General features: G+C 68.3%; 37 protein-coding genes. 35 read left to right on the top strand and 2 right to left on the bottom strand.

Features of this window, described 5'->3' with window-relative positions:
- Nucleotides 1-42 precede the first annotated feature (42 nt).
- The 25 genes from AMIS_RS10470 (at nt 43) to AMIS_RS10360 (ending at nt 17,373) form a co-directional block, all read left to right on the top strand.
- The gene (locus AMIS_RS10470; protein ID WP_041829677.1) at nt 43-435 is read left to right on the top strand and encodes a hypothetical protein; all 393 of its coding nucleotides are present in this window, start codon (nt 43-45) and stop codon (nt 433-435) included.
- A 35-nt stretch (nt 436-470) separates the two neighbouring features.
- Nucleotides 471-815, top strand: a complete 345-nt coding sequence (locus AMIS_RS10465; protein ID WP_157434810.1) for a hypothetical protein — start codon at nt 471-473, stop codon at nt 813-815.
- Nucleotides 812-1,138, top strand: coding sequence for a hypothetical protein (locus AMIS_RS10460; RefSeq protein WP_014442226.1), 327 nt, complete (start codon nt 812-814; stop codon nt 1,136-1,138). The genes AMIS_RS10465 and AMIS_RS10460 overlap by 4 nt, the downstream gene beginning before the upstream one ends.
- Nucleotides 1,135-1,512 carry a hypothetical protein gene (locus tag AMIS_RS10455; RefSeq protein WP_014442225.1) on the top strand — a complete coding sequence of 126 codons (378 nt, stop codon included), beginning with the start codon at nt 1,135-1,137 and terminating at the stop codon, nt 1,510-1,512. The genes AMIS_RS10460 and AMIS_RS10455 overlap by 4 nt, the downstream gene beginning before the upstream one ends.
- A gap of 456 nt (nt 1,513-1,968) precedes the next feature.
- The gene (locus AMIS_RS42500; RefSeq protein ID WP_014442223.1) at nt 1,969-2,994 is read left to right on the top strand and encodes a hypothetical protein; all 1,026 of its coding nucleotides are present in this window, start codon (nt 1,969-1,971) and stop codon (nt 2,992-2,994) included.
- Nucleotides 2,995-3,065: 71 nt separating this feature from the next.
- On the top strand, nt 3,066-4,376 hold the full coding sequence (locus tag AMIS_RS10445; protein ID WP_051041895.1) for a replicative DNA helicase: 1,311 nt from the start codon (nt 3,066-3,068) through the stop codon (nt 4,374-4,376).
- Nucleotides 4,376-5,167 (top strand): hypothetical protein, encoded by a 792-nt coding sequence (locus AMIS_RS10440; protein WP_014442221.1) that lies wholly within the window; start codon nt 4,376-4,378, stop codon nt 5,165-5,167. The genes AMIS_RS10445 and AMIS_RS10440 overlap by 1 nt, the downstream gene beginning before the upstream one ends.
- A gap of 85 nt (nt 5,168-5,252) precedes the next feature.
- Nucleotides 5,253-5,483: a hypothetical protein gene (locus AMIS_RS42495; RefSeq protein WP_157434809.1), complete on the top strand. Its 231-nt coding sequence runs from the start codon at nt 5,253-5,255 to the stop codon at nt 5,481-5,483.
- Nucleotides 5,480-5,671 (top strand): hypothetical protein, encoded by a 192-nt coding sequence (locus AMIS_RS10435; RefSeq protein ID WP_014442219.1) that lies wholly within the window; start codon nt 5,480-5,482, stop codon nt 5,669-5,671. Before AMIS_RS42495 ends, AMIS_RS10435 begins: the two co-directional genes overlap by 4 nt.
- Nucleotides 5,668-5,898: a hypothetical protein gene (locus AMIS_RS42490; RefSeq protein WP_014442218.1), complete on the top strand. Its 231-nt coding sequence runs from the start codon at nt 5,668-5,670 to the stop codon at nt 5,896-5,898. The genes AMIS_RS10435 and AMIS_RS42490 overlap by 4 nt, the downstream gene beginning before the upstream one ends.
- Nucleotides 5,895-6,500 carry a hypothetical protein gene (locus tag AMIS_RS10430; protein ID WP_014442217.1) on the top strand — a complete coding sequence of 202 codons (606 nt, stop codon included), beginning with the start codon at nt 5,895-5,897 and terminating at the stop codon, nt 6,498-6,500. The genes AMIS_RS42490 and AMIS_RS10430 overlap by 4 nt, the downstream gene beginning before the upstream one ends.
- Before the next feature lie 82 nt (nt 6,501-6,582).
- Nucleotides 6,583-6,771, top strand: coding sequence for a DUF397 domain-containing protein (locus AMIS_RS10425; protein ID WP_014442216.1), 189 nt, complete (start codon nt 6,583-6,585; stop codon nt 6,769-6,771).
- A gap of 190 nt (nt 6,772-6,961) precedes the next feature.
- Nucleotides 6,962-7,798, top strand: coding sequence for a hypothetical protein (locus AMIS_RS10420; protein WP_157434808.1), 837 nt, complete (start codon nt 6,962-6,964; stop codon nt 7,796-7,798).
- Complete coding sequence (locus tag AMIS_RS10415) at nt 7,795-8,208, top strand: hypothetical protein (protein ID WP_014442214.1); 414 nt, start codon at nt 7,795-7,797, stop codon at nt 8,206-8,208. The genes AMIS_RS10420 and AMIS_RS10415 overlap by 4 nt, the downstream gene beginning before the upstream one ends.
- A 116-nt stretch (nt 8,209-8,324) precedes the next feature.
- Nucleotides 8,325-8,567: a hypothetical protein gene (locus AMIS_RS10410; RefSeq protein WP_157434807.1), complete on the top strand. Its 243-nt coding sequence runs from the start codon at nt 8,325-8,327 to the stop codon at nt 8,565-8,567.
- Entirely contained in the window at nt 8,554-8,751 is a 198-nt protein-coding gene (locus AMIS_RS10405; RefSeq protein WP_157434806.1) for a hypothetical protein, read from the top strand. The genes AMIS_RS10410 and AMIS_RS10405 overlap by 14 nt, the downstream gene beginning before the upstream one ends.
- A 9-nt stretch (nt 8,752-8,760) precedes the next feature.
- The gene (locus tag AMIS_RS10400) at nt 8,761-9,045 is read left to right on the top strand and encodes a hypothetical protein (protein WP_014442211.1); all 285 of its coding nucleotides are present in this window, start codon (nt 8,761-8,763) and stop codon (nt 9,043-9,045) included.
- Nucleotides 9,046-9,166: 121 nt separating this feature from the next.
- Entirely contained in the window at nt 9,167-9,664 is a 498-nt protein-coding gene (locus AMIS_RS10395; protein ID WP_157434805.1) for a hypothetical protein, read from the top strand.
- 32 nt (nt 9,665-9,696) lie between these two features.
- Nucleotides 9,697-10,950 (top strand): PBSX family phage terminase large subunit, encoded by a 1,254-nt coding sequence (locus tag AMIS_RS10390; protein WP_231859271.1) that lies wholly within the window; start codon nt 9,697-9,699, stop codon nt 10,948-10,950.
- Between the two features lie 16 nt (nt 10,951-10,966).
- Nucleotides 10,967-13,060, top strand: coding sequence for a phage portal protein family protein (locus tag AMIS_RS10385; RefSeq protein WP_014442208.1), 2,094 nt, complete (start codon nt 10,967-10,969; stop codon nt 13,058-13,060).
- A 171-nt stretch (nt 13,061-13,231) separates the two neighbouring features.
- Complete coding sequence (locus AMIS_RS10380) at nt 13,232-13,510, top strand: hypothetical protein (protein ID WP_041829673.1); 279 nt, start codon at nt 13,232-13,234, stop codon at nt 13,508-13,510.
- 11 nt (nt 13,511-13,521) lie between these two features.
- Nucleotides 13,522-15,399 (top strand): phage protease, encoded by a 1,878-nt coding sequence (locus AMIS_RS40380; protein WP_014442206.1) that lies wholly within the window; start codon nt 13,522-13,524, stop codon nt 15,397-15,399.
- The gene (locus AMIS_RS10370) at nt 15,399-15,758 is read left to right on the top strand and encodes a DUF2190 family protein (RefSeq protein ID WP_014442205.1); all 360 of its coding nucleotides are present in this window, start codon (nt 15,399-15,401) and stop codon (nt 15,756-15,758) included. The genes AMIS_RS40380 and AMIS_RS10370 overlap by 1 nt, the downstream gene beginning before the upstream one ends.
- Before the next feature lie 113 nt (nt 15,759-15,871).
- On the top strand, nt 15,872-16,813 hold the full coding sequence (locus AMIS_RS10365) for a phage major capsid protein (protein WP_014442204.1): 942 nt from the start codon (nt 15,872-15,874) through the stop codon (nt 16,811-16,813).
- Complete coding sequence (locus AMIS_RS10360; RefSeq protein WP_014442203.1) at nt 16,813-17,373, top strand: hypothetical protein; 561 nt, start codon at nt 16,813-16,815, stop codon at nt 17,371-17,373. The genes AMIS_RS10365 and AMIS_RS10360 overlap by 1 nt, the downstream gene beginning before the upstream one ends.
- A 41-nt stretch (nt 17,374-17,414) precedes the next feature.
- Here the strand turns inward: AMIS_RS10360 and AMIS_RS10355 are convergent, their stop codons facing one another.
- Nucleotides 17,415-18,053 (bottom strand): hypothetical protein, encoded by a 639-nt coding sequence (locus AMIS_RS10355; protein ID WP_014442202.1) that lies wholly within the window; start codon nt 18,051-18,053, stop codon nt 17,415-17,417.
- Between the two features lie 56 nt (nt 18,054-18,109).
- On the opposite strand from AMIS_RS10355, the gene AMIS_RS42485 reads away from it, so the two are divergent.
- From AMIS_RS42485 to AMIS_RS10340, 4 genes are read left to right on the top strand one after another with little or no spacing between them, the layout of a single operon-like run.
- A complete protein-coding gene (locus AMIS_RS42485) occupies nt 18,110-18,343 on the top strand; it encodes a hypothetical protein (RefSeq protein ID WP_014442201.1) in 234 nt (77 codons plus the stop codon).
- On the top strand, nt 18,330-18,698 hold the full coding sequence (locus tag AMIS_RS10350; protein WP_041829671.1) for a hypothetical protein: 369 nt from the start codon (nt 18,330-18,332) through the stop codon (nt 18,696-18,698). The genes AMIS_RS42485 and AMIS_RS10350 overlap by 14 nt, the downstream gene beginning before the upstream one ends.
- A 2-nt stretch (nt 18,699-18,700) precedes the next feature.
- On the top strand, nt 18,701-19,183 hold the full coding sequence (locus tag AMIS_RS10345) for a hypothetical protein (RefSeq protein WP_014442199.1): 483 nt from the start codon (nt 18,701-18,703) through the stop codon (nt 19,181-19,183).
- Between the two features lie 3 nt (nt 19,184-19,186).
- Nucleotides 19,187-19,936, top strand: a complete 750-nt coding sequence (locus AMIS_RS10340) for a fibronectin type III domain-containing protein (RefSeq protein ID WP_014442198.1) — start codon at nt 19,187-19,189, stop codon at nt 19,934-19,936.
- Between the two features lie 80 nt (nt 19,937-20,016).
- On the opposite strand, the gene AMIS_RS10335 is transcribed toward AMIS_RS10340, so the two are convergent.
- On the bottom strand, nt 20,017-20,238 hold the full coding sequence (locus tag AMIS_RS10335) for a hypothetical protein (RefSeq protein ID WP_041829670.1): 222 nt from the start codon (nt 20,236-20,238) through the stop codon (nt 20,017-20,019).
- Nucleotides 20,239-20,278: 40 nt separating this feature from the next.
- Here AMIS_RS10335 and AMIS_RS10330 point away from each other — a divergent pair, with 40 nt between their 5' ends.
- From AMIS_RS10330 to AMIS_RS10305, 6 genes are all read left to right on the top strand, one after another.
- Nucleotides 20,279-23,044, top strand: a complete 2,766-nt coding sequence (locus tag AMIS_RS10330; RefSeq protein WP_157434804.1) for a fibronectin type III domain-containing protein — start codon at nt 20,279-20,281, stop codon at nt 23,042-23,044.
- 13 nt (nt 23,045-23,057) lie between these two features.
- Complete coding sequence (locus AMIS_RS10325) at nt 23,058-23,813, top strand: hypothetical protein (protein WP_014442196.1); 756 nt, start codon at nt 23,058-23,060, stop codon at nt 23,811-23,813.
- Between the two features lie 63 nt (nt 23,814-23,876).
- Nucleotides 23,877-24,269, top strand: coding sequence for a hypothetical protein (locus AMIS_RS43625; RefSeq protein ID WP_014442195.1), 393 nt, complete (start codon nt 23,877-23,879; stop codon nt 24,267-24,269).
- Entirely contained in the window at nt 24,269-24,703 is a 435-nt protein-coding gene (locus tag AMIS_RS10315) for a hypothetical protein (RefSeq protein WP_014442194.1), read from the top strand. The genes AMIS_RS43625 and AMIS_RS10315 overlap by 1 nt, the downstream gene beginning before the upstream one ends.
- 60 nt (nt 24,704-24,763) lie before the next feature.
- A complete protein-coding gene (locus AMIS_RS10310) occupies nt 24,764-25,105 on the top strand; it encodes a hypothetical protein (protein ID WP_014442193.1) in 342 nt (113 codons plus the stop codon).
- A gap of 67 nt (nt 25,106-25,172) precedes the next feature.
- Entirely contained in the window at nt 25,173-25,739 is a 567-nt protein-coding gene (locus AMIS_RS10305) for a phage tail tube protein (protein ID WP_014442192.1), read from the top strand.
- Nucleotides 25,740-25,803: the final 64 nt, after the last annotated feature.

Here is a 25,803-nt window from a genome sequence, read left to right as displayed (position 1 = left end):
GCGGCCCAGCCGTTCACCCCCTGCACGAGACGAGGAGCTTTCATGACCCCCATCGACCGGCTCAACCGGGCCACCGAACTCGCACCCACCCCTGGCACCCGTGACGCTGACCGCGCCGATTGGATCCGGCACTACGCCGCCCAGGCCTTCGCCGCGCATGCCGCGTTCCGGGACCAGGCCGGGCAGGGCGGCGCCGACCTCGGCTACCTGGCGCTCATCGGCGACGCGTCCCTCTCCGCCGCAGTCGCCCTGTCGTACGCGGGCGGCGACCAGACCACCGTGCTGTGGGATCTCAGCTACGACGGCGGCGCCCTCAACGGCGAGCCGACCGAGTGGCTGGTCAAGGTTCTGGACCGGTTGGGCATCAACCCGGCCGACATCGACGACCGGTACCGGGCCGGCGACTTCCGGACACCGAGCAGGGCGGTGGCGTGATGGCCGAGTTCCCGTGGCGGGCGCTAGTGAGGGGCGTGACTGCTGCCGAGCGCGAACACCGGAGTCGCGCCGACACCTTGTGGCGCGACCACGACGTCATCAGCGCGGTCCGTGAACGCGGCATCGCCGACGGACTCAGCATCGCCCGAGAGCACCACGCCCAGGTAGTTGCCCAAGCACGGGCTGGCGAGCTCGGCCCGGACCCATACGACGGCGCCATGCACTCCGTCTGGCTACACGGCGACTGGCGGTGGCTGACCCGCAACATGACCACCGAGGAACGCGAAGCCGCCGCAGATGCAGTGCAGCGGCACAGCAACCTGCTCAACGACGGCGACGGGGCCGGCGAACTGACCAGCCTGCGGTGGTGGGCGGAGTGAGCGGCAAGCATCCGTACTGGCCGGACCTCACCGATGACGAAGGCGACGCCCTCGCCGAGTGGTTCGACGACACCTGCGGCGACTGCTTGGAGGGCCGCTGCCACTGGGGCGGCAGATCGTCTGAACTGTCGATCGAAGCTGCGAAGCGGGGCGTCGAGTTCGAGAGCTATCCGCCGTACGGGACCTGCGGCTGCGCGCGGCACGCCAACAGCGTCCTGGCCCGGCCGTTCGACCAGGCGCACGACACGGCGGTGGCAACGGCGCTCGCCTGGCGGGCCGCGAAGGAGTCCGGACAGGTCGAGCTGAGCGGGGACGACTCGTGAGCGGGATCGACGTGGACCGACTGCCGCCCACCCAGTACCTGATCCTCGACGTCCTCGCCGCCCGGTACCGGGTTGGCGAGCAGTGGTGGACGTTCCCGTCCAGCGCCGGCCCGGCGCTCCGCTCCCTGGAGCAGGCCGGGCTGGTGGTGCTGACGAACGGCATCGTGGAGCACAGCGTGCGGGCCCGGCTCACCGCGGCCGGGAAGACCGCTGTGGTCGACAGCCGGTATCAGGCGCCGAATGGCGGCATTGACCGGCTGCGGACGGCACTTGAGGTGATCGCCGAGTTCGCGGGGCCGCGCGCTGACCTGGTGATCGGAATGGATTCGATCGCCGACACGGCGCGGCGGGCGCTGGACGGGGCGACGTCGTGAGCGGGATCGCCGGCCGCACCTACCTGGAACGCGGCGAGCCCGTGGTGGTGATCTGCGGCTGGGGTCCGGGTGGCGGTCCGCGGAACGTGTGGATCCGTCGGGCGGACGGCAGTGAGGTTGTCCGGCCGTTCCGAGGGCTCCGGAAATTGCCTCAATTTGCCGATCAGTAACGCACTGTTTTTAGTCCGCCACAGCGCATAAAAAATGCTCGGGATCAATCCCGAAAGGAGGCGCGGGAAGGCCGTGGAATCGAACGCCTGGACTAGAATAAAAAGACGCGCGGCCAGGTGCTGGAACACCATGACCGCGCTTGCAAGATTCGTTCCGCAGCGACCGGAAGGAACCTGCCATGTTGAAGCTTAAGGCTGAAGTCTACGGCACAACGGGCAAAACCGCCGCATCAATCGCCCGGCGCGGCGATGCCGAGCCAGCCATCACCTTATTGGCGGCGGATTGATGACCCGCAACTACGCGAACATCTCGACCGCCATCTGGCGCAACGAAGGCTTCCGCAACCTGTCCCGGCAGGCCCAGCATATGTACCTGCTACTGACCTCCCAGCCAGACATCAGCGCGGCCGGCGTCTTGTCGCTGAACGCCAAGCGCTGGTCTACACGGACCCATGGCGCGACCACTGCTGAGGTTGTCGAAGCCCTGAACGAACTCCAGGAGCATCGGTTCATTGCGTTCGACACTGACACCGAGGAGCTGCTGGTCCGATCGTTCGTCCGATGGGACGGCGGGTACGGCAACATCAAGCGGCGCCCGGTTATCCTGCGCGCCGCCAGTGAGGTTGAGTCCGAGCTTCTTCGGCAGTGGCTGGCTGGCGAATTCCGGCGACTTGATCTCCCGACTGATGGTCTAGCTGTCGGCGATAGGGATGGCGATAGCCTATCCGGACCGGAGGGCGCCGCATCCTGTGACGACATTGACGACGGGCTGTTTCCGCAGGAAAATAGGCTATCCGGTGCGGCATCGCCTCCGGACGGGGTTGTGGTTACTAAAGCTTTAGTAGTAGATCCCCCAACCCACAACCCGCATACCCCGGCGCAAGCGCCCGCCGCAGCGAAGCCGCGGCCAGAAAACGGCACCCGACTCCGCGAAGACTGGGACCAGACGGAGGAATGCCGACGAGGACGGGAGTGGGCATCCAAGGACTACCCGAACGTCAACCTCGATGAAGAGGTTCGGAAGTTCATGAACCACTGGCTGTCCAAACCCGGCAAGAACGCCACGAAACGCGACTGGTACCGCACCTTCCAAAACTGGATCATGGAGGCCAATCGCCGCCTGTCCAGGTACGGCCAGACCAACGGGCAGGGCGGACGCTTTGCGAACGGCATGAACCGCGAGCCATCCGCAGGCGCCAAGGCCATTCCCGTCGGCGAGCGCTGCGAACGTCACCCCCGCTTCCCTGCCTCCACCTGCGGCCCATGCCGGTCGGAAGGGCTTATCTCGCGAAAGGCGGACTCTGCAGCATGACCATCCCCGCTCAAGCCTCCCCCGGCCGTCATCTACATGCCGTCGAGGATGTCGACTGGTCAAAGCACCCCATGTCCGATGCCGCCGCCGAACAGGCCGTCCTCGGCATGATGATGACCTCCGCCAAGGCCATCGACGAGGTGGTTGACCACGTTGCCGCCCGCGACTTCGCCGACCCGCGGCACATCACCCTGTTCCACACCCTGATCCTCATGTGGGCCGACAACACCCCCAGCGACCCCACCCTCGTCGCTCGGCAACTCGACGAAGACGACGAACTCGAACATGTCGGCGGGGTGCCCTACCTGCACACCCTCACCGAGAAGATCCCCACCACGACCGGCAGCCCCCGCTACCACGCCCGGATCGTCGCTGACTGGGCGAAACGGCGCCGCGTTCGCGAAGCCGGCCTGCGCATCGTGCACACCTCGCAGACGCTGTCCAAGCCCGTCGACGAAGTCATCGACGTCGCGCAGGCCGAAATCCATGAGGCAACCGTCTCGCAGAAACCCGGCAACCTGCAGCGCTACGCCGACTTCCACGACGCCGAACTCGACCACCTGGAGAAACTGATGAACGGTGAAGTCCGCCGCGGCATGTCCACCGGCCTCGGAGTCCTCGACGACCTGATCGGCGGGTTCCTGCCCGGCCAGCTCGTCATCCCCGCCGGCCGCCCCGGCATGGGCAAATCGACGGCAGGGCTCGGGTTCGCGATCGCCGCCGCCCGCCGTGGCAACCCCGCCCTCGTGTTCAGCCTGGAGATGTCCCGGCGCGAACTCACCTGGCGGCTGCTGTCCGCTGTCGGCGGCATCGACCTGTCCGCGTTCACGTCAGGCCGAATGACCCCGGACCAGCTGGACAAAGCCAAGCGGGCATCCAAGGAAGTCGCCGGCTGGCCACTGCTGATCGACGACCAGTCGAACACCGTCAACGACATCCGCACCGCCGCCCGCCGCTTCCGGCAGCAGGCCGGATCCCTCGGCGTGGTGTTCGTCGACTACCTGCAGCGGATGCGGTCCACGCAGAAACACGACCGCCGGGACCTCGAGGTCGGCCGGAACGCCGCCGACTTGAAAACCCTCGGCCAGGAACTCGAAGCGACGATGGTGGTTCCGGCGCAGCTCAACCGCGGACCGGAGTCCCGCACCGACAAGCGGCCGCAGCTGTCGGACATGAGGGATTCGGGCGAAATCGAGCAGGAAGCCGACATCGTGATCCTGCTGCACCGCGAGGACTACTACGACAAGGAACACGAACGCGCTGGTGAAGCCGACTTCATCGTGGCGAAGCACCGCAACGGCCCGACGGACACGGTGACTGTGGCAGCCCAGTTGCACCTGTCCCGGTTCGCTGACTTCACCGGCCCGGACCAGGGTTTCTGATGTCCGTGCTGAACGTCCACAACGCGGAGATTCACACTGCCACCGTGGAGCTGAGCACTCTGACGATCGACGGCCGTCAGGTGACACAGGCAGTGTTTAAGCAGCTCCCCAGCCGTGACCTGATCAGCGACTCCGGTCACCTCAACGGCACCCCGTGGGGCTGGGTCAACTACCATCCCGACAAGTGCGGCACCGACCAGCAGCACCTTCACGTGGTCTGGCAGGCCGGCAAGGTGCTGTACCGGGCGTTGGTCGACCTCGACCCGACGTTCCCGCGGTGGATCGACACCGACGCGGCTTCGGCCTGGCTGGACGCGAAGGTCCGTGAAGGTGCGGCGGGCACGTTGACCGGCTGGGAGCCGATGAAGGCGGAGTTCCTCCGCACCGTTGCCGGCATCCCGGTGCGCGTGGCGATGAGCCACGAGGCGCAGATGGTCACGCTGGTACGCCAGCGACTCGAAGAGGTGCGCCGGGACATCGACGTCCATGGTCGGGCCCACTTGGTGCAGGCCCCCGCCGATCGCCGCGACTCTCGTACCGGGCTGACCGGCCGGGCTGCGGCGATGGCGGCAGCTCGTGCGGCGGCACGCCGGATTCCGGCCGGTGAGGCGGTGCCCCTTCTTGAGGATGCGTTGGAGAAGGCGCTGACGACGTTGCCCACAACGCCGCTGGCCGAGGCCGAAGCCCAGTTGCAGGTTGAGGTCGAAGCTGAGGCCGCCCGCCGCAAACGGCACGGCGACGTTCGTGCGGATCTCGCCGAACTGCCGCAGTTGTTCATCGCCACTGGTTGACCTGACGTTGGCGGGCAGCGGAACGCCGGTAACGCTCCGCTGCCCTGCCGCCCATCCTGCACCACAACCTCGGAAGGAACGCCACATGCAAGCCAACAACCATCAGAACAGCCCGCCCAAGCGCCTCACATGGGGCGCCTGCGCTTGCGGCTGCCCCGCCGACCGGCACGACGCCGTGATCGTGCGACCCATCTGCATCGACCCCGGTAATCGCGTTCTGTTCGAAGGCACCCTCGGCGCATGCACGAACTGTGGGTGCTCGCTGTACCAGTCGCTGCGCCAAGCCATGAATGCCGCTGAGGGGTTAATCCGGTGACCGCCGACCACGAGAACATCGCCGCCGCCCGAGCCATGTTCGCCGAGGCCCGTGACAACCTGGCCGACGCCCTCGCCGAGGAGTGCCCTGGCCCGCACCGTCTCGTCCAGCGCCGCGACGGCCTGCCTGCCTGGTGCGAGGCGTGTGGCTACACCGAGGACGGCGACCGCATCCAGGAACAGCCGTGACCGTCGAGCAACTGCGTATCGAAATCGCGAAGGCCCTGGTCCGTGCGGGCGGTGACGAGGCTGGCGACCTGTTCGAGTGGCATCCCTGCACCGGTGTGGCCGCCTGCAAGGCTGCACGAACACCACCGGGGCCGTGCGCGTGTTCTGGCGTGCCGTACCTGTCCGATGTTGCGTGGGGCGAACTCGCGCCCGTCCTACGCCGGATGCAGCGAGGAGCCGCCGCGTGAGCGACTTCGTGCTGGCTGGCACTGGTTCCCGCAGCCTCCGCACCGCCCCGCGTGGCCTGCAGGTGGAGGCGATGCACCTGTGCACCGAGAGGGTCGCTCAGCGGGTCCTGGAGCACGGTTCCCGGCTGGTCGTGATGTCGGGCATGGCCGAGGGCTTCGATGAGCTCCTGGCGCGTGTGGCACTGCGGCAAGGTGTGCGGCTGTGGTGCGTGATCCCGTCGAAGTCTTACCTGCGGCACTACTGGGGCCGGAATTCGCTGCTCGAACGGGACCGGCTCGCCGAGGCGGGGGAGATAGTCGGGCAGGCGTGGAAGGTGACGTATGTGGCGGAGCAGATCCTCGGCACCACCGCGCTGAAGGTCGACGGGCTGCACATCAACTTTCACCGGAATCTGTTCATGACCGACGCCGCGGACGACTTCGTGGTGTGGGATCCGACCAGCGCCGGCACCGCCCACTGCGTGAAAGCGATCCGGCAGGCCGGGAAGTGGCGCGACGACATGGTGATCGGCCCGGAATCGCTCAGCCGTGCCGACATGCTGCCGATCGGTATCGTTAGCGGGACGCCCGCGCCGCCGGAAGCCATGGACCGCTCAAGGTGATGTCCACCCCCGGGCGCCCTCGCGCTCACCCTTCGGGCGTCGCAACCTGCCACCTGGCAGATTCTCGTGTCACACTCTCGCCGTGACCCCAGATCTTCCCTGGCTCAAGTCATCCCGCTGCGGAACCAGCACCTGCGTTGAGGTGGCCCGCGACGGCGACCGGATCCTCCTCCGCGACTCGAAGAATCCCGACGTGGCGCCGCTCGCGTTCACCGAGGAGGAGTGGCGGGCCTTCGCCGCCGGTGTCGAGGCCGGGGAGTTCCGGTTCTGATGGTCTGCCGACCCTGGCCCGCCAGCTGGCGCCGAACCCCCGCCGACTTCGACGACCCATGGGCTGACGTCTGGCCCTGAGACGGAAACGGCACCGGAGGGCAAGTCCGGTGCCGTGCATTCCCGAAGATGACCACCACGTGATCCACCCGGCACGGTACCTGAACCAGCGACCGGAATGGATCACCCGCATGAACGACACCGTGACGTCGGCTGACACGCCGACCGCCGGCTTCTGCCACAGCCTGGCCCGCTGCCCCGGCTGGAACCCCGCCACCCGGCTCGCCGCCGAAACCAGCGACCCGTTCTGCACCGCCTGCCTCGACCGGGCGCACCGCGACATCCGCGGCCTCGTCTACGACTACGTGGACCTCGCCCAGTTGCACGAAGCGTCCCTGTCACAGGCACCCAGCGAACACACCTCCGGCGGCGGCCACGAAAGCCCGATGCTGCTCGCCGGCCACGTCGAAGCACTGCAGGCCGAGATCGTGCACGCAGCCACCACCTGGGAAGGCGAACTACGGGCTGCGCACGCCCTCAACCACGGCATGCTCCTCCCCCAACCCGCATGGGCCACCACCCGCAGCCACCCGCTCCCCCAGCCACGCCTGCGCGGCGGCGCCGCCCTGCAACGCGCCATCAACCTCATCGCCCCACGGCTACGGCACCTGTCCCGGCTGGCAGCCACCGTCGTCCACCCGGCCGGCATCGAAGACGAACCCGCCGACAGGTACGGGTGGGAGGCCGTGCAGCACCTGCAGCGCCTCCACAGCCGGGCGCGAGCCACCCTGGGCCGCACCACCCGAACCTTCTACGTGCCCGGCGAATGCTGGGCCTGCGACGCCCGGCCCGTCCGCGACCTCCCCGGACCCCTATGGCGGTCCGAACCCACCCACGACGGCGACCCCATGGACGTCCACTGCGAGGCTTGCGGCGCCGTCCGCCCGTACGCCGACTACGAGCACTACCAGCAGCACTTGATGTGGCCCGGCCAAGACAGCGACCAGCTGGTGCAGGTGGCTGCATGAACCCGGCCTACAACAACCAGCCACGCCGCGGCCGGTGGCCCAACCCCGCCGACACCGCCCTCGACCGCGCCCGCCGCGTCGCCGGCATGTACAGGGCACGGCTCCGCGCCCTCGACGTGGACGCCTGTGACGAACTCGACGCGACCGCCGCGGCGTTCGGCGAAGACTGGATGCTCGACAAGCCGGACATCGTCGACCCGGACCGGGAACTCACCACCGCCCAGGCCGCCGAGCTCATCAACGTGCCCGTGCAACGCATCCGGAACTGGGCGTGCCTCGACCACCCCGAACAGCCCGGCGAACCCCTGCTACCCCGGTTCAAGATGCGCGGCCGGGAACGCACCTACCTCGCCGGGCAAGTCCTCGCCGCAGCAGCAACCATGCGGCGCAGGCAAAACACGCCGGGCTGAAACTTGCCGCGACCTGTCCCGGCTGGTATGCATACAGCCAGCACCACTGTCTTCACAGCCCGCCAGAGCCTTCCCGGTTCGGCGGGCTTTTCGCATGTCCGGGGAACGGAGCCGGGATGCGCCGCCGAGTGTGGATCCACCGCAGCGCCACCGCCGCCTGCGTCCTACTTGCGATCCCCGCACTGCTGTGGTGGTCCGACAGTGTCCTCTTCGTGATCCTGCTCAGCCTCGCCACCCAAGCCTGGACATCCTGGGGTGCCGCAGAGGCCGCCGAAGCCGGAGACGACCACAACGTCTGTGACCGCCTCGACCGCATCGAACAACTCCTGCAGCAGCGAGGTGACGGTGATCCCGGCTGACCCGGACGAGATGCCGTTCAGCCTGGACTGGCTCGCCGACGCGTACCTGCTGCGCGGCGCCGACGTGTGCGACCGCGGACATCTTGTGATCAACGGGAATTCTCACTGGGCTCCGCTGTCACTGTCGCGGGACCTGCGCGCCCTGATCTGCCGGCTCGTCACCGACCACACCGGCCCCGCATAGGGAGGCCGCATGCGCACCCGGATTCGCCGATACCTCGGCATCACCAACCTGGAGGACACCATGGCTACCGCCGCAGAGCAGCTCACCGAACTGAAGAACGCGTTCGTCGACTTCCGGGACGACGTCAACGCCAAGCTCGACCAGCTCGCCGCCGCTCAGGGCAACCTGACCCCGGACGCGCAGACCGTGTTCGACGAGCTGAAGCAGGCTGTTGCGGACGCCGACGCGCAGGTCGGTGACGCCGACGGCTCCGACGTGCCGACCGAACCTGTCGAGGACGAGGCCGGCCGCTGAGAACGTGGCCCGCAGACCCCAACCTGCGGGCCACCCCAGCAACACACAGTCACCGAAGAGCCGAGATCCTCGGGCCGACACCATCCGCCAGTAACACTGCGTAGATATGCGGGGTGAATGTGTGCCGCCCCGCATCCCCGACGATAAACGCGCCGCGATCCTCGCCGACATCAAAGCCGGCACCAAGAGCCGCGCCCAGATCGGCCGAGACCACGGCGTAAGCGCCCCCACCGTCGGCAAACTCGCCAACGAAGCCGGCATCAAGGACGCGTTCTCCCGGACACAGACCGAAAACGCCACCCGTGCGGTCGTAGCGGACAACCGCTCCCGGCGGGCGCAGATCGCTTCTGACCTGCTCGACGACGTGGCCCGTTTCCGGGAACGCGCCTGGTCGAAGTACACGTACTACGAGCGCGGCAGCGACGGCCCCGAACTCGTCACCCTTGACCTGCCTCCGCTGAAGGAGGCGAAAGAGGCGTACGTGGCGATCGGTATCAGCCTGCAGCGGCACGCTGAACTTGAGAAGTTGGACGCCGACCGCGGCGACGAGGGCGCCCGCTCGATGCTGGGTGATCTGGCGGAGGCGATCGGGCAGGCCGCGCGGGAAGCGAGCCAGTGAATCTCGACCACCTGCCGATGTCCCGCAAGCAGGTGCTGTCGATCGCCGCGTCGTTTGATGCCCGCGTGACCCTGTGGTCGGGTGCGGTGCGCAGCGGGAAGACCATCGGGTCGCTGGTGGCGTTCCTGATCCACCTGTCGCGGGCGCCGCAGACAGGGCTGGTGCTGATTTGCGGGCGCACGCTGCAGACGATCGAACGCAACATTCTCGAACCGATGCAGGACCCGGCGCTGTTCGGGCCGATCGCCGACCACGTGCATCACACCCGCGGCGCGCCCACCGCAACCATCCTCGGCCGCACCGTGCATCTGATCGGTGCGTCGGATGCCCGCGCGGAGGGTCGGCTGCGTGGCCTCACGGCCTGCCTGGCGTTGCTTGATGAGGCGACCCTGGTGCCGGAGGGCTTCTTCTCGCAGATGCTGGCCCGCCTGTCGGTGCCAGGTGCGAAAGCTTTGCTGACGACGAACCCGGACGGGCCCGGCCACTGGCTGCGGAAGAACTTCATCCTCCGCGCCGGCGAACTGGACCTGGCGCACTTCCACTTCACCCTCGACGACAACCCGGCCCTCACCCCGGAGTACGTGGCGGCGATCAAAGCCGAGAACGTCGGAGTCTTCTACCGGCGGTTCGTGCTCGGCGAGTGGTGCATGGCCGAAGGCGCCATCTACGACATGTGGGACGCCGACCGGTACGTCATCGACGAGGTCCCGCCGATCTGGCGGTGGCTCGGTGTCGGTATCGACTACGGCACGTCGAACGCGTTCTCGGCGCTGCTGGTCGGCATGGACGCCTCGCAAACCCTGTACGTGGCGTCGGAGTTCCGGTACGACGCGAAGCTGACCTTGCGCCAGTTGACCGACGCGGAGTATTCGCTGCGGCTGCGTACCTGGCTTGCCGGGTGCGGTGTGCAGCCCGAGTCGGTGGTTGTGGACCCGTCGGCGGCTTCGTTCATGCAGCAGTTGCAGCGCGACGGCATCTCCCCCACACCGGCCGACAACGCGGTGCTCGATGGGATCCGCACGGTGTCGTCGGTGATGGCGGCCGGCAAGTTGCGGGTGCACCGTTCGTGTAAGGCGCTGCTGGACGAGTTGCCGTCGTATTCGTGGGATCCGAAGCTCGCCAAGCAGGGCGTGGATGCCCCGATCAAGGATGCGGATCACAGCGTGGATGCGCTGAGGTACATCGTGCGGACGACTGAGGGCGCGTGGCGCCGGCCGAACGGCATCCAGTACCCCCGCCGCGTGCAAGCGCCCGGTGAAGTTGATCTGATGAGCGCGGCGATGTGATTGAGGTGGTGGTCCCGTGACCGCCCCGACCAGCACGCGTGGCTACGTCGACCCGTACCGCCTCGGCAACGACAGCTACGCGTCGCTGTACCTGGACGTTCTCGAGCACGTCCCGGATCTGACGTTCCCGCTGAGCATCCCGGTGTATTCGAAGATGCGCCGCGACCCGAAGCTGTCCAGCATTCAGCAGGGATGGATTCTGAACCTGCTGCGCGCCCAGTGGCAGCTGGACCCGGCGGGCTGCCGCCCCCCGGTGGTCGCGGCGGTCGCTGACGGCCTCGGCCTGCCTATCAAGGGCCGGGACGAGACGCCCGGTCCTGCCCGTTTGCGCGGGGTGTCGTGGGGTGACCACTTGCGGTCGGTGTTCCGCATGGTGCCGTTCGGGTTCTCCGCGTTCGAACTCGAAGCCGACGTGTCGGACGGTACGGCGCGGCTGGCCGGGTTGTGGGAGCGCCCGCAGTGGACGATCTCCCACATCCACACCGACGGGAAAACCGGCCTGCTGACCGGCGCCACCCAGGACGGCCTGGCGAACCTGCACACGCCGCAGATGCCGGCGAATAACCTGGCCTGGTACGCGCGTGAGCGTGAGGGCTCGAACTGGGCGGGCACGTCCCTCCTTCGTCCTTCATATGCTTCGTGGCTGATCAAGGAGGAGGTTCGGCGGGCGTTCGCCGTCGCCAACGTCCGCTGGTCCGCCGGCGTCCCCGTCCTCGAAGCGCTGCCCGGCACGAACCCGACGCAGGCGCAGATGGGTGAGGCCGCCGAAGTTGCGCAGGCCGCCCGCGCCGGCATCTCCGCCGGTGCTGCGACCCCGCCCGGCTTCGTCATGAAAATCCTCGGGATCACCGGCAGCCTGCCACCTACGCAGGAGTTCCTGCGCTGGCTCGATCAGCAGTGCGCCGCGTCGGCGTTGATGAACGCGTTCGAGCTCGGCGAAACCCCGCACGGCTCCCGCGCCACCGCCAGTGTGTTCGTCGACGCCCTGCTCCTCGCCCTCGAAGCTGAGGCCGAGTTCGTTGCCGACGTCGCCACCCGGCAGATCGCCGCGCGGATCGTCGACTGGAATTGGGGCGAAGACGAACCCGTCCCCCGCATCGTGGTGTCCGGCGTCGGCTCCCGCCGGGAAGTCACGGCCGAAGCGCTGCAGATGCTGCTTGCCTCCGGGGGGCTCGCGGCGGACCCTGCCCTTGAGGCGTGGATCCGCCGCGAGTGGCGGCTCCCGGAACGCGAGGGCATGGCGAAACCGAAGGCCACGGCGCCGGGTGTGGACCTGCCGAAGGACGACAATCCTGAGCTGGAATCCGACGTCGGCAAGGTTGCTGCTGCGGCCCGGCCCCGGTCGCCGCGTCGGCGGAAGCAGAACCAGCCGTCCCTGTTCGGTGACGACGAAGACGCGGCGGCCCGCATCCAGCAGCAGTGGGATGCGGTCAAGGCTCGCCTGTTGCGGCGCTGGCCGAAACTCGCCGCACCGATGGTTGCCGAGCTGGCCGATCAGGCGCGTGCGGCTGTCGACGTCGGGGACCTGGCGCTGCTCGGCCAACTGCAGGTTTCAGCAGGTGTGGTCGCCGCGCTTGCGGTGCCGCTGCGCAAGTCGGGCACCGACCTCGCCGCGGACGCCGCCGCAGGGGTGGTGGCGGAAGCCGCCGCGCAGGGCACCGACATCACCGCACCGGACCAGCCCGGCGCGGACCGCGTCGTTCAGCACGCGGACGCGGTTGCCCGGATCATCGCCGCCGGGTACGCGTCCGGAGCCGCCCGAACCGGGCTGCAGCTCGCCGGCGTCGGCCCGCAGGAGGTACGGGACGAAGTTGAACGGCACCTCACCGAGCTCGGTACGTCGGTGAATGGGCTGGTCGGCGACAACATCGGCTCGCTGCTATCGGCCGGCCAGTTTGCTGGCCGCCTGGCTGTCCTTGAAGAACATCCAGCCCGGTCCTACCGCTCGAACGAAACCCTGGACCGAGCGACCTGCAGCCCCTGCCGGGAAGTGAGCAAGCAGTCGTACGTGACCTTGCGGGATGCGCTTGTCGACTATCCGGGCGGCGGTTCGTTCCGCGCCTGCGACGGACGAGGCCGTTGCAGAGGCTTTGTGCAACCCGTGTGGTGAGAAGCCCCGGCCAGCGCTGCGGCAAGCCGACCGGGTTACACCACTCCTAGAAAGCCGCACGCGGAGGCGGACTCGAACCGGACCTCCCGCCCTGTGGTTCAGCGGGCGTGCTTCCACTTCACGCCGACTTTAGCCGGTACACCACGACCCGACTTCCGAAAGGAGGCCGGTGTGGAGTTCCAGAAGCCCAGCGTCGGCCGCATTGTGCACTACGTTTCCCACGGCAGCCCTGTCCGCCCGGATGGGACCCAGGCGTTCAAGTCGGAGTGCCGCGCGGCGGTCATCACCGCCGTCAAGAACGACACAACGGTCGATCTGTTCGTGATGAACCCGACGGGTGTTTTCCTCAACCAGGACTGCTACTACACCGGCGAGGGTGGCGGCGCGAACAACGAGGCCGGGCCCGGCAATTGGCCGGGTGGCACGTGGCACTGGCCGGAACGGGTCTGAGGCGGTGAGCGATGCCTGATATCGAACTCGCCCGCCGTGAAGGCGTTGAACTGGTCAAGACCGGCAACTGGGCCACCATGTCCGGGTCGTGGAACCCGACACCTGAAGATCTGGCCGCCGCCGTCGAAGCACAGTCCTGCCCCGCTGTCGAGAAGCCTGTCATCAAGCTCGGCCACATCGACAAGCGTTTCGACGGCGAACCGGCGATGGGCTACTTCGAGAACCTTCGCCTCACCGACGGCGGCCACACCCTCGTCGGCGACCAGGTGACCCTGCCGTGGCTGCATTCTGTGCAGGCCGCCGCCTACCCGTCCCGGTCGATCGAGGGCAACTACAACCACACCTGCGGAAGCGGCCACAAGCACAAGTTCGTCCTGACCGCCGTGGCACTGCTCGGCGTCACCCCGCCCGCGGTGAAGACGATCCGCCGGCTCAACGACCTACCTGCGATGCTCGGTGTTGCCGCCGCCGATGCTGTGGTTCCGGACGGCGCGGAGCATGTGCAGGTCACGATCCTCGCCGCCGAGGCCGTCGAGCACACGGGCGCGATGGTCGCCCTGATCCCCACCGCTGAGGACGCCGAACGGATCGCCGTCAACGGCGGCGAACCCGCTGACGCCTTGCACGTCACCCTCGCCTACCTCGGTGAGGCCGCCGACCTCGGTGTGCAGGGCCAGCAGGACGTCATCGACGCGGTATCCACCGCCGCGAACGGGCTGCCCGTCATCGGCGCCGACCTGTTCTCGGTCAACGTGTTCAACCCCGGCAATGCGGAACCCGACCGGGACACCTGCCTCGTATGGGGCCTGTCCGGTGACCTCCTCGACGCCGTCCACACCCTCGTGTCCGAGGCGCTGTGGTCGGTGCCGATGCCCGAACAGCACCGGCCGTGGCACGCCCACATGACAGCCGCCTACACCAGCGACCTGACCCAGGTCGGGAAGCTGGCAGAGAAGGTCGGCCCGGTCCGGTTCGACCGGCTGCGGCTGGCGTTCGCCGGCGAACGCGTCGACATCCCGCTGATCAGCGAACCCGACGACCTCGACAGCGAGCCCGTCGCCGCAGCGGCCGGTGACGACGACCAGTTGAAGCGGTACTGGCTGGGTGAAGGCCTGAAGCGGTGGGCGGGCGCGAAGCATCCGTGGACCACCCTGTACCGGCTGATCGCCAAGCACGTCGGGAACCCCGGCAAAGCGAAACGGATCGCCTCCGACTGGTACCGCGAGCACTTCGGGCACACGCCGAACCAGAAGGTCAAAGCATCCGAGCCCGCCGCTCCCTCGCCGGACGATCCGGCGCCCATTCTCCCGGCCGCCGAGCCGGAGCACGTTAACCCCGAACCGAAGGAGGAGGACCCTGTGTCCACCACCGATCTGAGCGCACACCGCTCGCGGCTCGGCCTGTCCGACGACGCCGACCAGGATGCCGTGCTCACGGCGTACGCGGCGCGGCTGACCGAGGCCGAGAACATCACCCCCGAACCGACGCCGGAGATGGTTGCCGCGTCGGCTGCCGCTACCGAGAAGGCGCAGAAGGCCGAACAGGAGAAGACGGAGCTCGCCAAGGAAGTCCAGGTTCTGGCGTCCCAGGTGAAGACGATGTCGGACGAGCTCGCCTCGGCGAAGGCCGAGCAGGCTGCCACCGTCAAGGCCAGTGTGATCGACGCTGCGGTCAAGGACGGCAAGATCAAGCCCGCTGACAAGGCGCAGTGGGAAACCGACTACGACGAGGCGCCCGGCGCGATCACCCGCGTTCTCGCGTCCATCGCCCCCGGCACCGCTGTTCCGGTCGCCGCGTCCGGCACGGCCGGCGGCCCGGAACCGACCGGTGGCGCGTCATTCGACGACGCCGAGTACGCCCGCCTGTTCGGCGAGAAGGCAGGTGCCTGATGGCTGACTACGCCCCGCTGTACATGCCCGGTGACGCGATCACCGGCGTCACCTCAGGAGCCGTCACCGGCGGCCGGCAGCTGATGGTGTCCGGGAACGGCACCGTCGCGCACGCCGCCGCCGACTCGAACGCAGTCGTCGGCACCGCCGCCCACGACGCCGGATCCGGCACGAACGTCACCTACCACGGCCGCGGCCAGGTCCACATCTCCGTCGCGTCCGGTGCGATCACCGCCGCCGCGCGGGTGAACGCCGCCGCGAACGGCACCGTCGCCTCGGCGGCGGCCGGGCTCGGCAACATCGGCATCGCCATGACCACCGCCGCAGACGGCGCCCTGGTCACCTGGATGGAGTGCTGACCAGCATCCCGACCGCCCGGCACAACTGAATAGCACCACCTCACCAGACCTTTCCCCGGCGCCCTGCGTGCGGGGTTTTTCATGCCCAACGCAGGGCGAAAGGGGACAGGCTGATGCCTCTCCAGACCTATCCGCCGGCCCCGGCAACTCTGTCGGGTGACCTGCTCACCATCAACCGGCTACTCGCCAACCCGGCACTGATCGAGCGCCGCCTGAAGGCGCTCGATGACATCGGGTTCATCGCCGACGAGCTGCTGCCGGCCCGGTTCCGTACCAGCGGCGGCGCCGTCCAGTACGAGATCAACGACCAGCCGCTGTTCACCAACCGCAGCGTCACCGCAGTCGGTCCGGGCAGCGAGTACCCGCGGGCGCTGCCGCAGTCCGGCACGGCCGCCCTCGCCGCCGTGTCGAAGTGGGGTCAGGCGACCGAGCTCACCGACGAGCGCATCAAGCGGTCGATCCCGATGGGCAACGCCGTCGACTGGGCGCTGCGGGTGCTGTCGAACACCGTCACCCAGAAGATCGACCGGCTGGCGATTGCCGCGTTCGCGTCGGCGGTCACCGACACCCTGACGGCGTCGGACTGGACCGGCACCACGCCGAAGATGCTCCTCGACGTCGAGAAGGGCAAGGCGCGGGTCGCCGGCCGGGAGATGGGCTACCGGGCAGACACGATCCTGATCACCGACGCGAAGTACGCGTACCTGGCGTCCGACGACAAGATCGCCACGCTGCGGAAGCGGGAGACGACCGACAACCCGGTGTACGGCGGTGTCATCGACCGGATCGCCGGCCTGAAGGTGCTCACCACGCCGATCGCGAACATGCCCGGCGGCACCGACGACGTGTGGGTGTTCGACTCCCGCGCGATCGGCGGTATGGCCGATGAGGCGAACCTCGACCCCGGCTACGCGACCGCCGAGAACGGCATCCAGGTCCAGACCCGTCGGGTGCCCGAACGCGACGTGTGGCACATGTGGGGCCGGCGCATCACCGTCCCGGTCATCACCGACCCGCTCGCCGGTGTGAAGCTGACCGGCACCGGGACCGCCTGATGGGCGCCCGCTACCAGGTGATCGCCGAGTGCGCGCACGTGCCGGTCACCGATCACAGCGGAGTCACCGCCACGCACCTGCTGTACAAGGGTGCGTTCCTGCCCGACGGCGTGGACCCGAAGCGGCTGGAGTTCCTGCTCGAGGGCGGGTTTGTGGCGGAGCCGGGTGAGGAGCCGATCGCCCCGAACGCGTCCGTGCCGCAGGACCCGGCCCGCGGCCTGGACTCGGTGACGACGGAGAGCCTTCAGGGCAAGCCGGCCCAGGAGCCGGGCACGCCTGCCTCTGACGTGTCGGCCGAGGTGGCTTCTGCGGTTCGCGCCGAGAGTGGCATCGACAAGGCCGCAGAGTCGCCGCGGGAAGCGTCGAACGCCAGCGAGGTGGACGCCAAGCGGGCCGCCGCCAAGGCGAAGCTGGCCGAGCTCGGCGGCAAGGCCCCGGATGGCCGGGCGTCCCAGGCGGTGTGGGTCGAGTACCTGGTCTCTCGCGGGAGCCGGTACGAGGACGTTCAGTCCGTGGACAAGGCCGACCTGATCAAGCTGGCCGAGCAGCAGAAATCCTGAACCCGCGGGCCGGTCTCTGGGACGGGTGGCCGGCCCGCGCCTCAAGCGTCCGTGCAGTCCTCGGCGGGTGACTCTCCCGCAGCGACGAATCCCCAGATTTTTGTGAAGACGGGGCCATCCGCCGTGAACGAGGCGTCAGGAGGGTCTTCGGCGGACAGCGCGCCGTTGTCGTCTCTGCGCCAGCCGCGGCCCTCGCTGTCAACGAAGTGCACCGCCCTCGGGATGAAGAAGGTGTCGTCGCCGCGAGTTCGGAGAGGAACCCGCAAGATTTTGCAGGGCGGCACGTCCGGTCCGGATATCCCGCTTCGCTCCGATGTGGGTTTGACGCCGGACTCACCTGCAGTGATCAGGGAAATTTCGATGACCACCCCGCGTACGGGGGTGGGTGTGCGGTTCTGCAGCATCAGCACGGTCTCGTTGGGGCCGTGGAGGATAGTCGAGCTGCCCTCCGTCCACCACGCAACCCGGTCTGCGTACCGGCGTTCGTTGCGTGCCTCGGTGATCGAGTTGACGTCCCGCTGATCGAGGTAGGTCATGCCGGCGACTGCCATGGCGGCGACGGCGATGGTGAGGCTCAGCCATTCCACCCAGCGGGACCGTTCCCCCGCGGGCTCGGGCGGTGCCATGTGAACGGTGATTGCGGGCCGTTGTGCCCGCGCTTTCTGCAGCTTGTCCGCCAACGCGCTGCCCTCCGGTCGGGTTTCCGAGTGTAGGGACTGCCACCAAGGGGGTTGCCGTGTCGAATCCGTACCGTGACCGGCTGTTGGGCATCGGGATTATCTCCCGCCGGTCCGGCTCGACCGTCCGGGAAGGCCGCCAGCATCCGGAGACCGGGGTGCCGTGGAAGGCCACCACCGACGAGGCCGGGACCACCACCACTGAACACGCCAAGGGCGACCGCGTTGATGCGACGGTTCGGCCCGCCACTGTCCGCGCCGTCCGGGTGAGGAGAACCAATGACCGGCAATAACCCGCAGTCCTATCAGGATGCGGTGGTCCAAGCCCAGGCGCTGATTCGCGCCGGGCGGCTTGCCGACCCCGACGAACACTTCCCGTACAAGCACGAGGCGGTAACCGCGCTGGTTGCGGAGAACCCGCCGGCGGGGCCGAACGGGGACGACTCGAAGCGCGTGTCGGACTACATGAGCCAGCGCATCGCGGACGCCAGTGAGCAGTACATCGCCGCGCAGGCCGCTTACCTCGGTGACCCCGGCGATGGCACCCTCGCCGCCTACCAGGCCGCGACGGACGCGCTCATCTCAGCTCGGAAGGCGCATCGGCGGCAGCGCGGCGGCGCCATGTTCATTGCTGGACAGGGGGCCTGACCGTGGCGATCACCGCATCCGGGTGGTTCACCCAGAACATGGTCGACGAGTTCGACGCCACCAACGTCGGCTTGGACCTCACCCTGGCCACCCACAAGATCGCGCTGCTGTCTGATGCCAGCACACCGGCCTTCGACACCAACACGTCGTGGGCGAACCTGTCCGCGAACGAGGTGTCCGGCACGGGCTGGGCGGCCGGCGGGGTACTGCTGTCCGCCGCTGCTGCGGGTGGCACGAGCACGGCGCCCACCCTCACCATCTCGCCTGCGGGCACGATGATGTGGGACATGAACGATGTCAGCGTTTCTGGGACCACCCTGTCGAACGCGATGGCCGCCGTGATCTACGCGGATGCGCTGACGTCCCCGACCGCTGACGCCCTGATCCTGCTGGTCGACTTCATCACGGCCGCATCGACGTCGGCGGGGACTTTCGGGATCGCTTGGAGTGCGTCGGGCGTGGCCACGGTCGACTGGACGCCCTAGCCGATGCCCGAATGGATCAACCGGACGGTGGGCATCGCGAATCGCACCCCTGGCGTCAACGACGCGACGATCAACTTCACGCCCGCTGCGGCAGGCGGTCTCCTGGTTGTGGTGTCGGGTGGCCCGATCGTCCAGTCGTGGCCGGGCGCGTGGACGGAACGTCTGCAGCCGGTCAACAACACTGAGCTCAGCGTCGCCACGAAGACGGCGACGGCTGGTGAGTCGTCGGTGGTGGTGACTCGGTCGAACGGCAACTACCCACTGGCCTGGTTGGTGTACGAGTTCCCGGCTGGTTCCGCGTGGGGCGTGGGCACGTCGGCGGCCGGCACGAACACTGCGCCCACCCTGTCGGGGATCACGGTCGGCCAGTCGGTGTTCGCCGCGATCTCCGGTGTGGTCGCCGCAAACGATCCCACCCCCGCCTACAACTCGACGTGGACGACACCCTCCGTGGAGGACTACGACGCGACGGTGCCGGGTGACACGGTCACTGACGGCGCGTACGTGTCGGTCGCCTACGTCGACGCGTACGGCTCGACGTCGCTGACTCCGGCGGGCACGTACGGGGCGAGCTCCTCGCGTGAGTGGGCGGTCTGGTCAATCACCGTTCCAGCCGGCGACACGACCGCGCCGACGGTCCCGACCGGGTTGCAGGTGACAGCGATCGGTGCGACCACCGCCACGGTGTCGTGGACGGCGTCGACGGATGCGGTCGGGGTGACCGGCTACGAGGTTGAGGTCACCGGACCCTAAGGGGGCGGCGTGGCGACCTGGACCGTTCCCGTCGGCAACGTCACGAGCACGCCGGTCACCGGACTCACGCCGGGCGGCTCCTACACGGTGCGGGTGCGAGCCAGGGATGCGGCCGGGAACTGGTCGGCGTACAGCTCCACGGTGACGTTCACTGCGGCGGTGGCCCCGGCAACGGTGGCGGCCACCGCGAGCATCCCCACGCCGACGGTGTCCACCTCTGGCAACGCCTCGCGTTCACCTGGCACGGTGGCGGCCACGGTGTCGATTCCGGCGCCGACCGTCGGGGCCAGCGCCTCGCGCACCCCAGCAACGGTTGCTGCGGTCGCGTCTATCCCGGCCCCTGTGGCTGGGAACGTCCGCACGTTCACGACTGCGAGCACCAGCCAGTCGGTGACCGGCCTGACCGCGTCGTCCGGCTACTCGGCGCGGGTTCGGGCGCGAGACGCGGCGGGCAACTGGTCGGCGTGGTCGGCTCCGGTTGCGTTCTCGACGTCCGGCTCCGGCCTGGTCTCCCCCGCCACTGTCACGGCGGTCGCCAGCATCCCGGCTCCTGCCGTGGGTGGTGTCCCGCCGACCGTCAGCAACGGCCTGGCGCGTCCAGTGATCGCAGGACAGTCGGTGCTGCTCGACGTGCCGGCTACCCCGCCGGGCGGGCAGTCGATTTCGGGCTGGTCGTGGGAGGTCATCTCCGGGGCCGGGTCGCTCGCGAACGCCAACACCGCGATGCCCCTGTACACCGCGCCTGCGGGATCAGGCGTGGCGACAGTCCGGGCCACGGTGTCGGCGACGCACGGCGGCTCGACGACAGCAACGGTCACGGTCGCGTACGGGCCGACGATCGTGGCGGCGGAGAACCTGCTTACGGGCACGCCGCGCGCCACCTGGGATCTGGTGTCGCCGAACCTAGGTGGGCACCCGGATTTGCAGGGTTTCTGCGACGGCCTGAGCATCGACAAGACCGAGACCGCCCAGTTCAAAATCGGCTCGGTGAGTGCCGACTGGTCGGGCGAGATTTTCAGGCTCGGCTGGTACGGCGGCGACGGCGCACGAAGCTACGGCACCATCACCCCCACGTCGGGGCAGCTCGCCGCGAGCAAGACACAGCCGGCCCCGGCCAACGCGGACCCGTCCACGACGCTCATCTCAGCGGACTGCTCGGGCTGGGCGACCACGCTCACGTGGACGCCACCGGCCTGGGCGCCGAGCGGAATCTACATCCTGCGGCTGGCCCGCACGGGTGGTGGCGCATCGCACGTGATGTGCATCGTCCGGGACGACGCCCGCCAGGCCGACCTGATGCTGATGCCCAGCGACTCAACGTGGCTGGCCTACAACGCGTGGGGCGGACTCGGCAGCGGCCAGTACGGCGGCAACTCGCTGTACACGGGCACGCTCGTCGACCAGTACAACTCGGACTGCGCGCGGTTCGTCAGCTGGAACCGCCCCATGGTCAACAGGGGCGCCGCCGACGCCGGCCGCAGCTACGGGCAGGTCAAATGGTCGAACCTGTTCACCGCCGAGTACCCGATGATCAGGTTTTTGGAGCGGAACGGGCACGACCTCAAGTACTACGGCTGCATCGACGCCAGCGCAGACCCGACCGGCCTGCACCTGCGCGGTAACGGCAGCACACACGGCGGCGTATCGGTGGCGGTTGCGGTTGGCCACAACGAGTACTGGAGCGACAAGATGCGCTCCGGGTGGGAAGCCGCCCGCGACGCCGGGGTGTCGCTGTTTTTCTCCAGCGGCAATGACGTGTTCTGGCGGACCGTCGGCTCAGTGCCGGACAGCCAGGGCCGCCCGCGCGTGCAGGAGTGCCAGAAGTCGACCATCCAGGGACGTGGCAGCACCCGCCCGGAGTGGACTGGCGCGTGGCGTGACCCGGACGGCACCGGCAAGGGCGGCAACGCCCCGGAGAACACGCTGCTCGGGTCGATCTTCTGCGTGAACGGGCCAAACTTCAAAAGCCTGGTCGCACCCGTCGCTGGCGGGTACACGGCACAGCCGTTCTGGCGTCACACGTCGGTGGCCGAACTGTCCAGCGGGTCATGGTCGTCGCCCGCTGAGGTGCTCGGTTTCGAGTGGAACTGCTGGGGACCGCTCGGAGTGAGCACCACCGCCGCGAACTACATGGCACCCGCCCACCCCCGCGCCAGATACCTTTCGGACGTCACCTACTCGGTGGCGTTCGGGCAGTTGCTGGTGGACGCCGGCGATGTCTACGACCAGGCGGGCACGGCAACACACAGGTTGTCGGTCTACCCCGGCGGCAGCGGGGCGCTCGTGTTCTCGGCGGGCACGGTCAACTACGCGCTGGCGCTGGACTCGGCGAATACCTGGCAGGTCGGCAGCGACAACACCTCACTGGTGCTGCAGCAGGCCACGATCAACATGCTGGTCGACATGGGCGCGCCACCCAGCACGCTCATGTCCGGGTTGGTTCAGCCGACCCCGGTGGACTGGTACGACGACGTCACGCCCGGCACCGTGCAGGCCGTCGCGTCGATCCCGACGCCCACGGTCATCGCATCGTCGTCGGCCAGCCGCAGCCCGAGCACGGTTGCCGCGGTCGCGGCCATCCCCAGCCCGACGGTGCAGGTCACCTCGAGTGTCACCCGGTCACCCGCGACCGTCGCTGCGGTTGCCGCGATCCCCGCACCCACTGTTCAGGCCGGGACGAGCGCCACCCGCTCCCCCGCCACAGTGGGTGCGGTCACGGCAATCCCGGCACCAGCAGTGCAGGCCACCTCGATCGCCACCCGCACACCGGCAACAGTTATCGCATCCACCGCGATCCCCACCCCGGCCGTGTCGGCGGGCTCAACCACCACGGTTTCGCCGGCAACGGTGCAGGCTGCGGCGGCAATCCCGGCGCCGTCGGTGCGTACCGAAACGGTCGTCACTCTGACCACGGTGGCGGGTGTCGCGGCGATCGCGAGCCCCACGGTGATCGGTCAGGCGGACCGGACGGTCAGCCCGGCCACGGTTATGGCGGTCGCGAGTATTCCGACACCGCTCGTGCGGACCGGGGTGTTCGTCACCCCCGGCCGGTACCGCTCGGGCAGTAACAGGTCCCGTCTCTCTGGTGGGCTCACCCACCGCACCTGAAAGAGGTGACCAGGTGTCGGATCTGTCCGTCGGTGACGTCGACCAGCCGTACCTCGATGTCACCCCCGCCGGGGTGGACACGACGGGGACGCTGACGGTGCACCGGCCCGACGGCACCAGCAGCGGCGTGCCAGTCACTCCAGGCCCGCTCGGCGCCGACCCGGACACTGGCGAACCGACCCGGCGACTCACCGCTGATCCGGTGGTGTTTGATCAACCCCGCAGGTGGGTGCTGTCCTGGCAAGTGATGGGCACAGGTGTCGGTGCCGAAGACATCGAGATCTGGGTGGTTCCGTCGCCGGCTGCAGGCGGCCCGGAGTGGACACCGTCCCGGACACGGGTCGCCACATACGTGCCCCACCGCACCCTCGCACGGTCACTCACGTCAGTGGTGAACAGCCAGGACATCTACCAGTTCACGTTCGACCACACCACCACACCGTCAGGGGTGGCCGTGGACGCGCTGATCGTTGACGCGGTCGCTTGGGTTGCTGCCCGCGTCTCACCGATGCGCGACAGCATGCACGACCTGGCCCGCGCCGTCGCTGCACTGCTGGCCGCCGCCTGGGTGGAACGCAGCTGGCCCAACGACGCCGCGTCGCTGCAGCGGGCCAACGACATGGAACGCCGGGCTGACGCCATGCTCGGTGATCTCGCCGATGCCAACAATGCCGCCGGGGGCACCTCGGACTACGGTATCGAAATTGTTGCGCCCACCTGGAGTTTCCCGACCGCCGACCCGCGTTACGACGACCCCCGCTACTGGTAGCTGCGCGCCAAGCTTCACATTCTGCTTCACACCGTCTTCGCAACTTGGAACCGGGGGTGCGAAGTGGGCAGTGTCCGCGTTACGTTCCGGCCGAACACCCGTGGTATCCGTGAGGCCGGCCGCTCGAATTCGATCTACCGTGAACTGGAGCGCCGCGCCGACCGGGTCATCGATCTGGCGCTCGAGATTTACGAGCCTCATAAGGTCAGCGGCGACTACGGCCGGGCCTTCCGCACCGAGCGCACCCGCATCAGGGGTATGGCTGCCGTGCAAGTCGTCAATGACGACCCGAAGGCGCTGATCCTGGAGCACGGCACCCAGCCGCACGTCATCGAACCGAAGAACGCGCAAGCCCTTCACTGGCCGGGCGCACGGCACCCAGTGAAACGGGTCAACCATCCCGGCACGCCCGCCTTGCACATCATGCGGCGAGCGCTGCGGGCGGCGGGTCGCTGATGCCTGACTACGCCGACGCTGAAATACTCATCGGGCACTGGCTCCAAGACCAGATCGGCAGTACCAACAAGGTGTGGATGGACCCCACCCTCCCCCGGAACTGGCAGTTCGAAGCCCCGCTGATTCACGTACAGCGGGCCGCTGACGAAGGTGACACCCAGCTCACCTTGGACACGGCGCTCCTCGACATTGACATTTACGGTGCCGTCGCCGACAACTGCCGGGCGCTGGGCGAGCAGATCCGCACGCTGATGCGCTTCCACCTTCCGCACCACACGTTCACCAACGGCATCTTCGTGACCGGTGTGGAGACCGTGGCGGCCCCGTGCTGGCTGCCGTTCCGTGACTCCGGCGGCAGTAACCGGTCGGCGATTTCGGCGACGGTTGCTCGCCGCGGCGCGGCTTACCGCGTGATCCTGCACGGCGTCATCTGAAACCTGCTCATCCCTACCCGGCGTGCCCCGCCGGGCTTTCGTCATGCCCGGAGGTAGCTCATGGCTCGCACGCCGCTCACCATCGTCGAATCGTCGAAGGCTGGTACCGCCCTCCCGGCGGGCACCGCGGCGGATGTGGCGAACGGCAACAGTGTCGCCTCGGACGGCAAGTCCGTGATCGTGATCGCCACGAACGCAAACGTGTCGACGCCGCGGAACGTGACCATCACGCCGACTGCCACCGTCGACGGTCTTGCCGCGGCGACCCGCACGGTCGCGCTGCCGGCGAACACGGCGAAGGTGCTCGGCCCGTACGAGCTGGCGAACTACTCCGACACGCTGCAGATCTCTGGTGACAACGCGGACGTGAAGTTCCAGGTCATTCGCGTCCCTGGCATCTGATCCCCCTTCCTTCCGCTTCGCCCCTTCCCGGCGACCGCCGGGCCTTCACCATGCAAGGAGATGACCCATGGCGGTCGACGTCACCAAGATCCGCGCCTATCAGAACGGGCTCGTCGCGGTCTCCGGGTTCGGAGTGACGAACCCGGTCCTGCCGACCGACCCGACCACCGCGATCAACTCGGCGGTCTACAAAGAGGTCGGCGCGCTCACCGACGAAGGCCTCACTGATGCCACGTCGCAGGACTCGACGGACATCTTCATGTGGCAGGGCAACGCGCTCGCCGCGTCGATCCCCGGCGAGTTCGTGAAGACGTTCGCGTTCGCCGCGATGGAAACGAACCTGACGACGCTGGGCATCCAGTACGCCGGTTCCACCATCACGCAGACCGCATACGGTGTGTCCATCGCCGAGAAGCCGCCGGTCAAGGATGTGCGGACGTGGATCCTGCACGGCATCTCCGACGCTGGCAAAGCGCAGCGCATCGTCGTGCCGCTCGGTCAGGTGTCGGAGCGCGGTGACGTCGTCTGGTCGTCGACTGAGGTGACCGTCTACGGCTGGACGATCAAGGCGTTCCCGGACGCCAACGGCAACGTCGCCTACCGCTATCTGCTGGACAGCTCCCTCGCCGCCTAACCCATGATCGACGTCGCCGGTCCGATGCGGGGGCCGGCGACGTCCCCTTTCCCGCAACCCGCAT

It is taken from the genome of Actinoplanes missouriensis 431 (assembly GCF_000284295.1).
GTDB lineage: Bacteria > Actinomycetota > Actinomycetes > Mycobacteriales > Micromonosporaceae > Actinoplanes > Actinoplanes missouriensis.
Note: the sequence above shows the minus strand (reverse complement) of the source record. Positions and strands in the feature narration are given on the sequence as shown.

Bases quoted from the DNA above. Each gene is read 5' to 3' on its own strand.
- AMIS_RS10400 (WP_014442211.1), top strand. From the start codon at position 8,761: ATGCGCACCCGGATTCGCCGATACCTCGGCATCACCAACCTGGAGGAC.
- AMIS_RS10365 (WP_014442204.1), top strand. From the start codon at position 15,872: ATGCCTCTCCAGACCTATCCGCCGGCCCCGGCAACTCTGTCGGGTGAC.
- AMIS_RS42495 (WP_157434809.1), top strand. From the start codon at position 5,253: ATGCAAGCCAACAACCATCAGAACAGCCCGCCCAAGCGCCTCACATGG.
- AMIS_RS10310 (WP_014442193.1), top strand. From the start codon at position 24,764: ATGGCTCGCACGCCGCTCACCATCGTCGAATCGTCGAAGGCTGGTACC.
- AMIS_RS10370 (WP_014442205.1), top strand. From the start codon at position 15,399: ATGGCTGACTACGCCCCGCTGTACATGCCCGGTGACGCGATCACCGGC.
- AMIS_RS10420 (WP_157434808.1), top strand. From the start codon at position 6,962: ATGAACGACACCGTGACGTCGGCTGACACGCCGACCGCCGGCTTCTGC.
- AMIS_RS10440 (WP_014442221.1), top strand. From the start codon at position 4,376: ATGTCCGTGCTGAACGTCCACAACGCGGAGATTCACACTGCCACCGTG.
- AMIS_RS10315 (WP_014442194.1), top strand. From the start codon at position 24,269: ATGCCTGACTACGCCGACGCTGAAATACTCATCGGGCACTGGCTCCAA.
- AMIS_RS10305 (WP_014442192.1), top strand. From the start codon at position 25,173: ATGGCGGTCGACGTCACCAAGATCCGCGCCTATCAGAACGGGCTCGTC.
- AMIS_RS42500 (WP_014442223.1), top strand. From the start codon at position 1,969: ATGACCCGCAACTACGCGAACATCTCGACCGCCATCTGGCGCAACGAA.
- AMIS_RS10415 (WP_014442214.1), top strand. From the start codon at position 7,795: ATGAACCCGGCCTACAACAACCAGCCACGCCGCGGCCGGTGGCCCAAC.
- AMIS_RS10410 (WP_157434807.1), top strand. From the start codon at position 8,325: ATGCGCCGCCGAGTGTGGATCCACCGCAGCGCCACCGCCGCCTGCGTC.
- AMIS_RS40380 (WP_014442206.1), top strand. From the start codon at position 13,522: ATGCCTGATATCGAACTCGCCCGCCGTGAAGGCGTTGAACTGGTCAAG.
- AMIS_RS10470 (WP_041829677.1), top strand. From the start codon at position 43: ATGACCCCCATCGACCGGCTCAACCGGGCCACCGAACTCGCACCCACC.
- AMIS_RS10360 (WP_014442203.1), top strand. From the start codon at position 16,813: ATGGGCGCCCGCTACCAGGTGATCGCCGAGTGCGCGCACGTGCCGGTC.
- AMIS_RS10350 (WP_041829671.1), top strand. From the start codon at position 18,330: ATGACCGGCAATAACCCGCAGTCCTATCAGGATGCGGTGGTCCAAGCC.
- AMIS_RS10445 (WP_051041895.1), top strand. From the start codon at position 3,066: ATGTCCGATGCCGCCGCCGAACAGGCCGTCCTCGGCATGATGATGACC.
- AMIS_RS10340 (WP_014442198.1), top strand. From the start codon at position 19,187: ATGCCCGAATGGATCAACCGGACGGTGGGCATCGCGAATCGCACCCCT.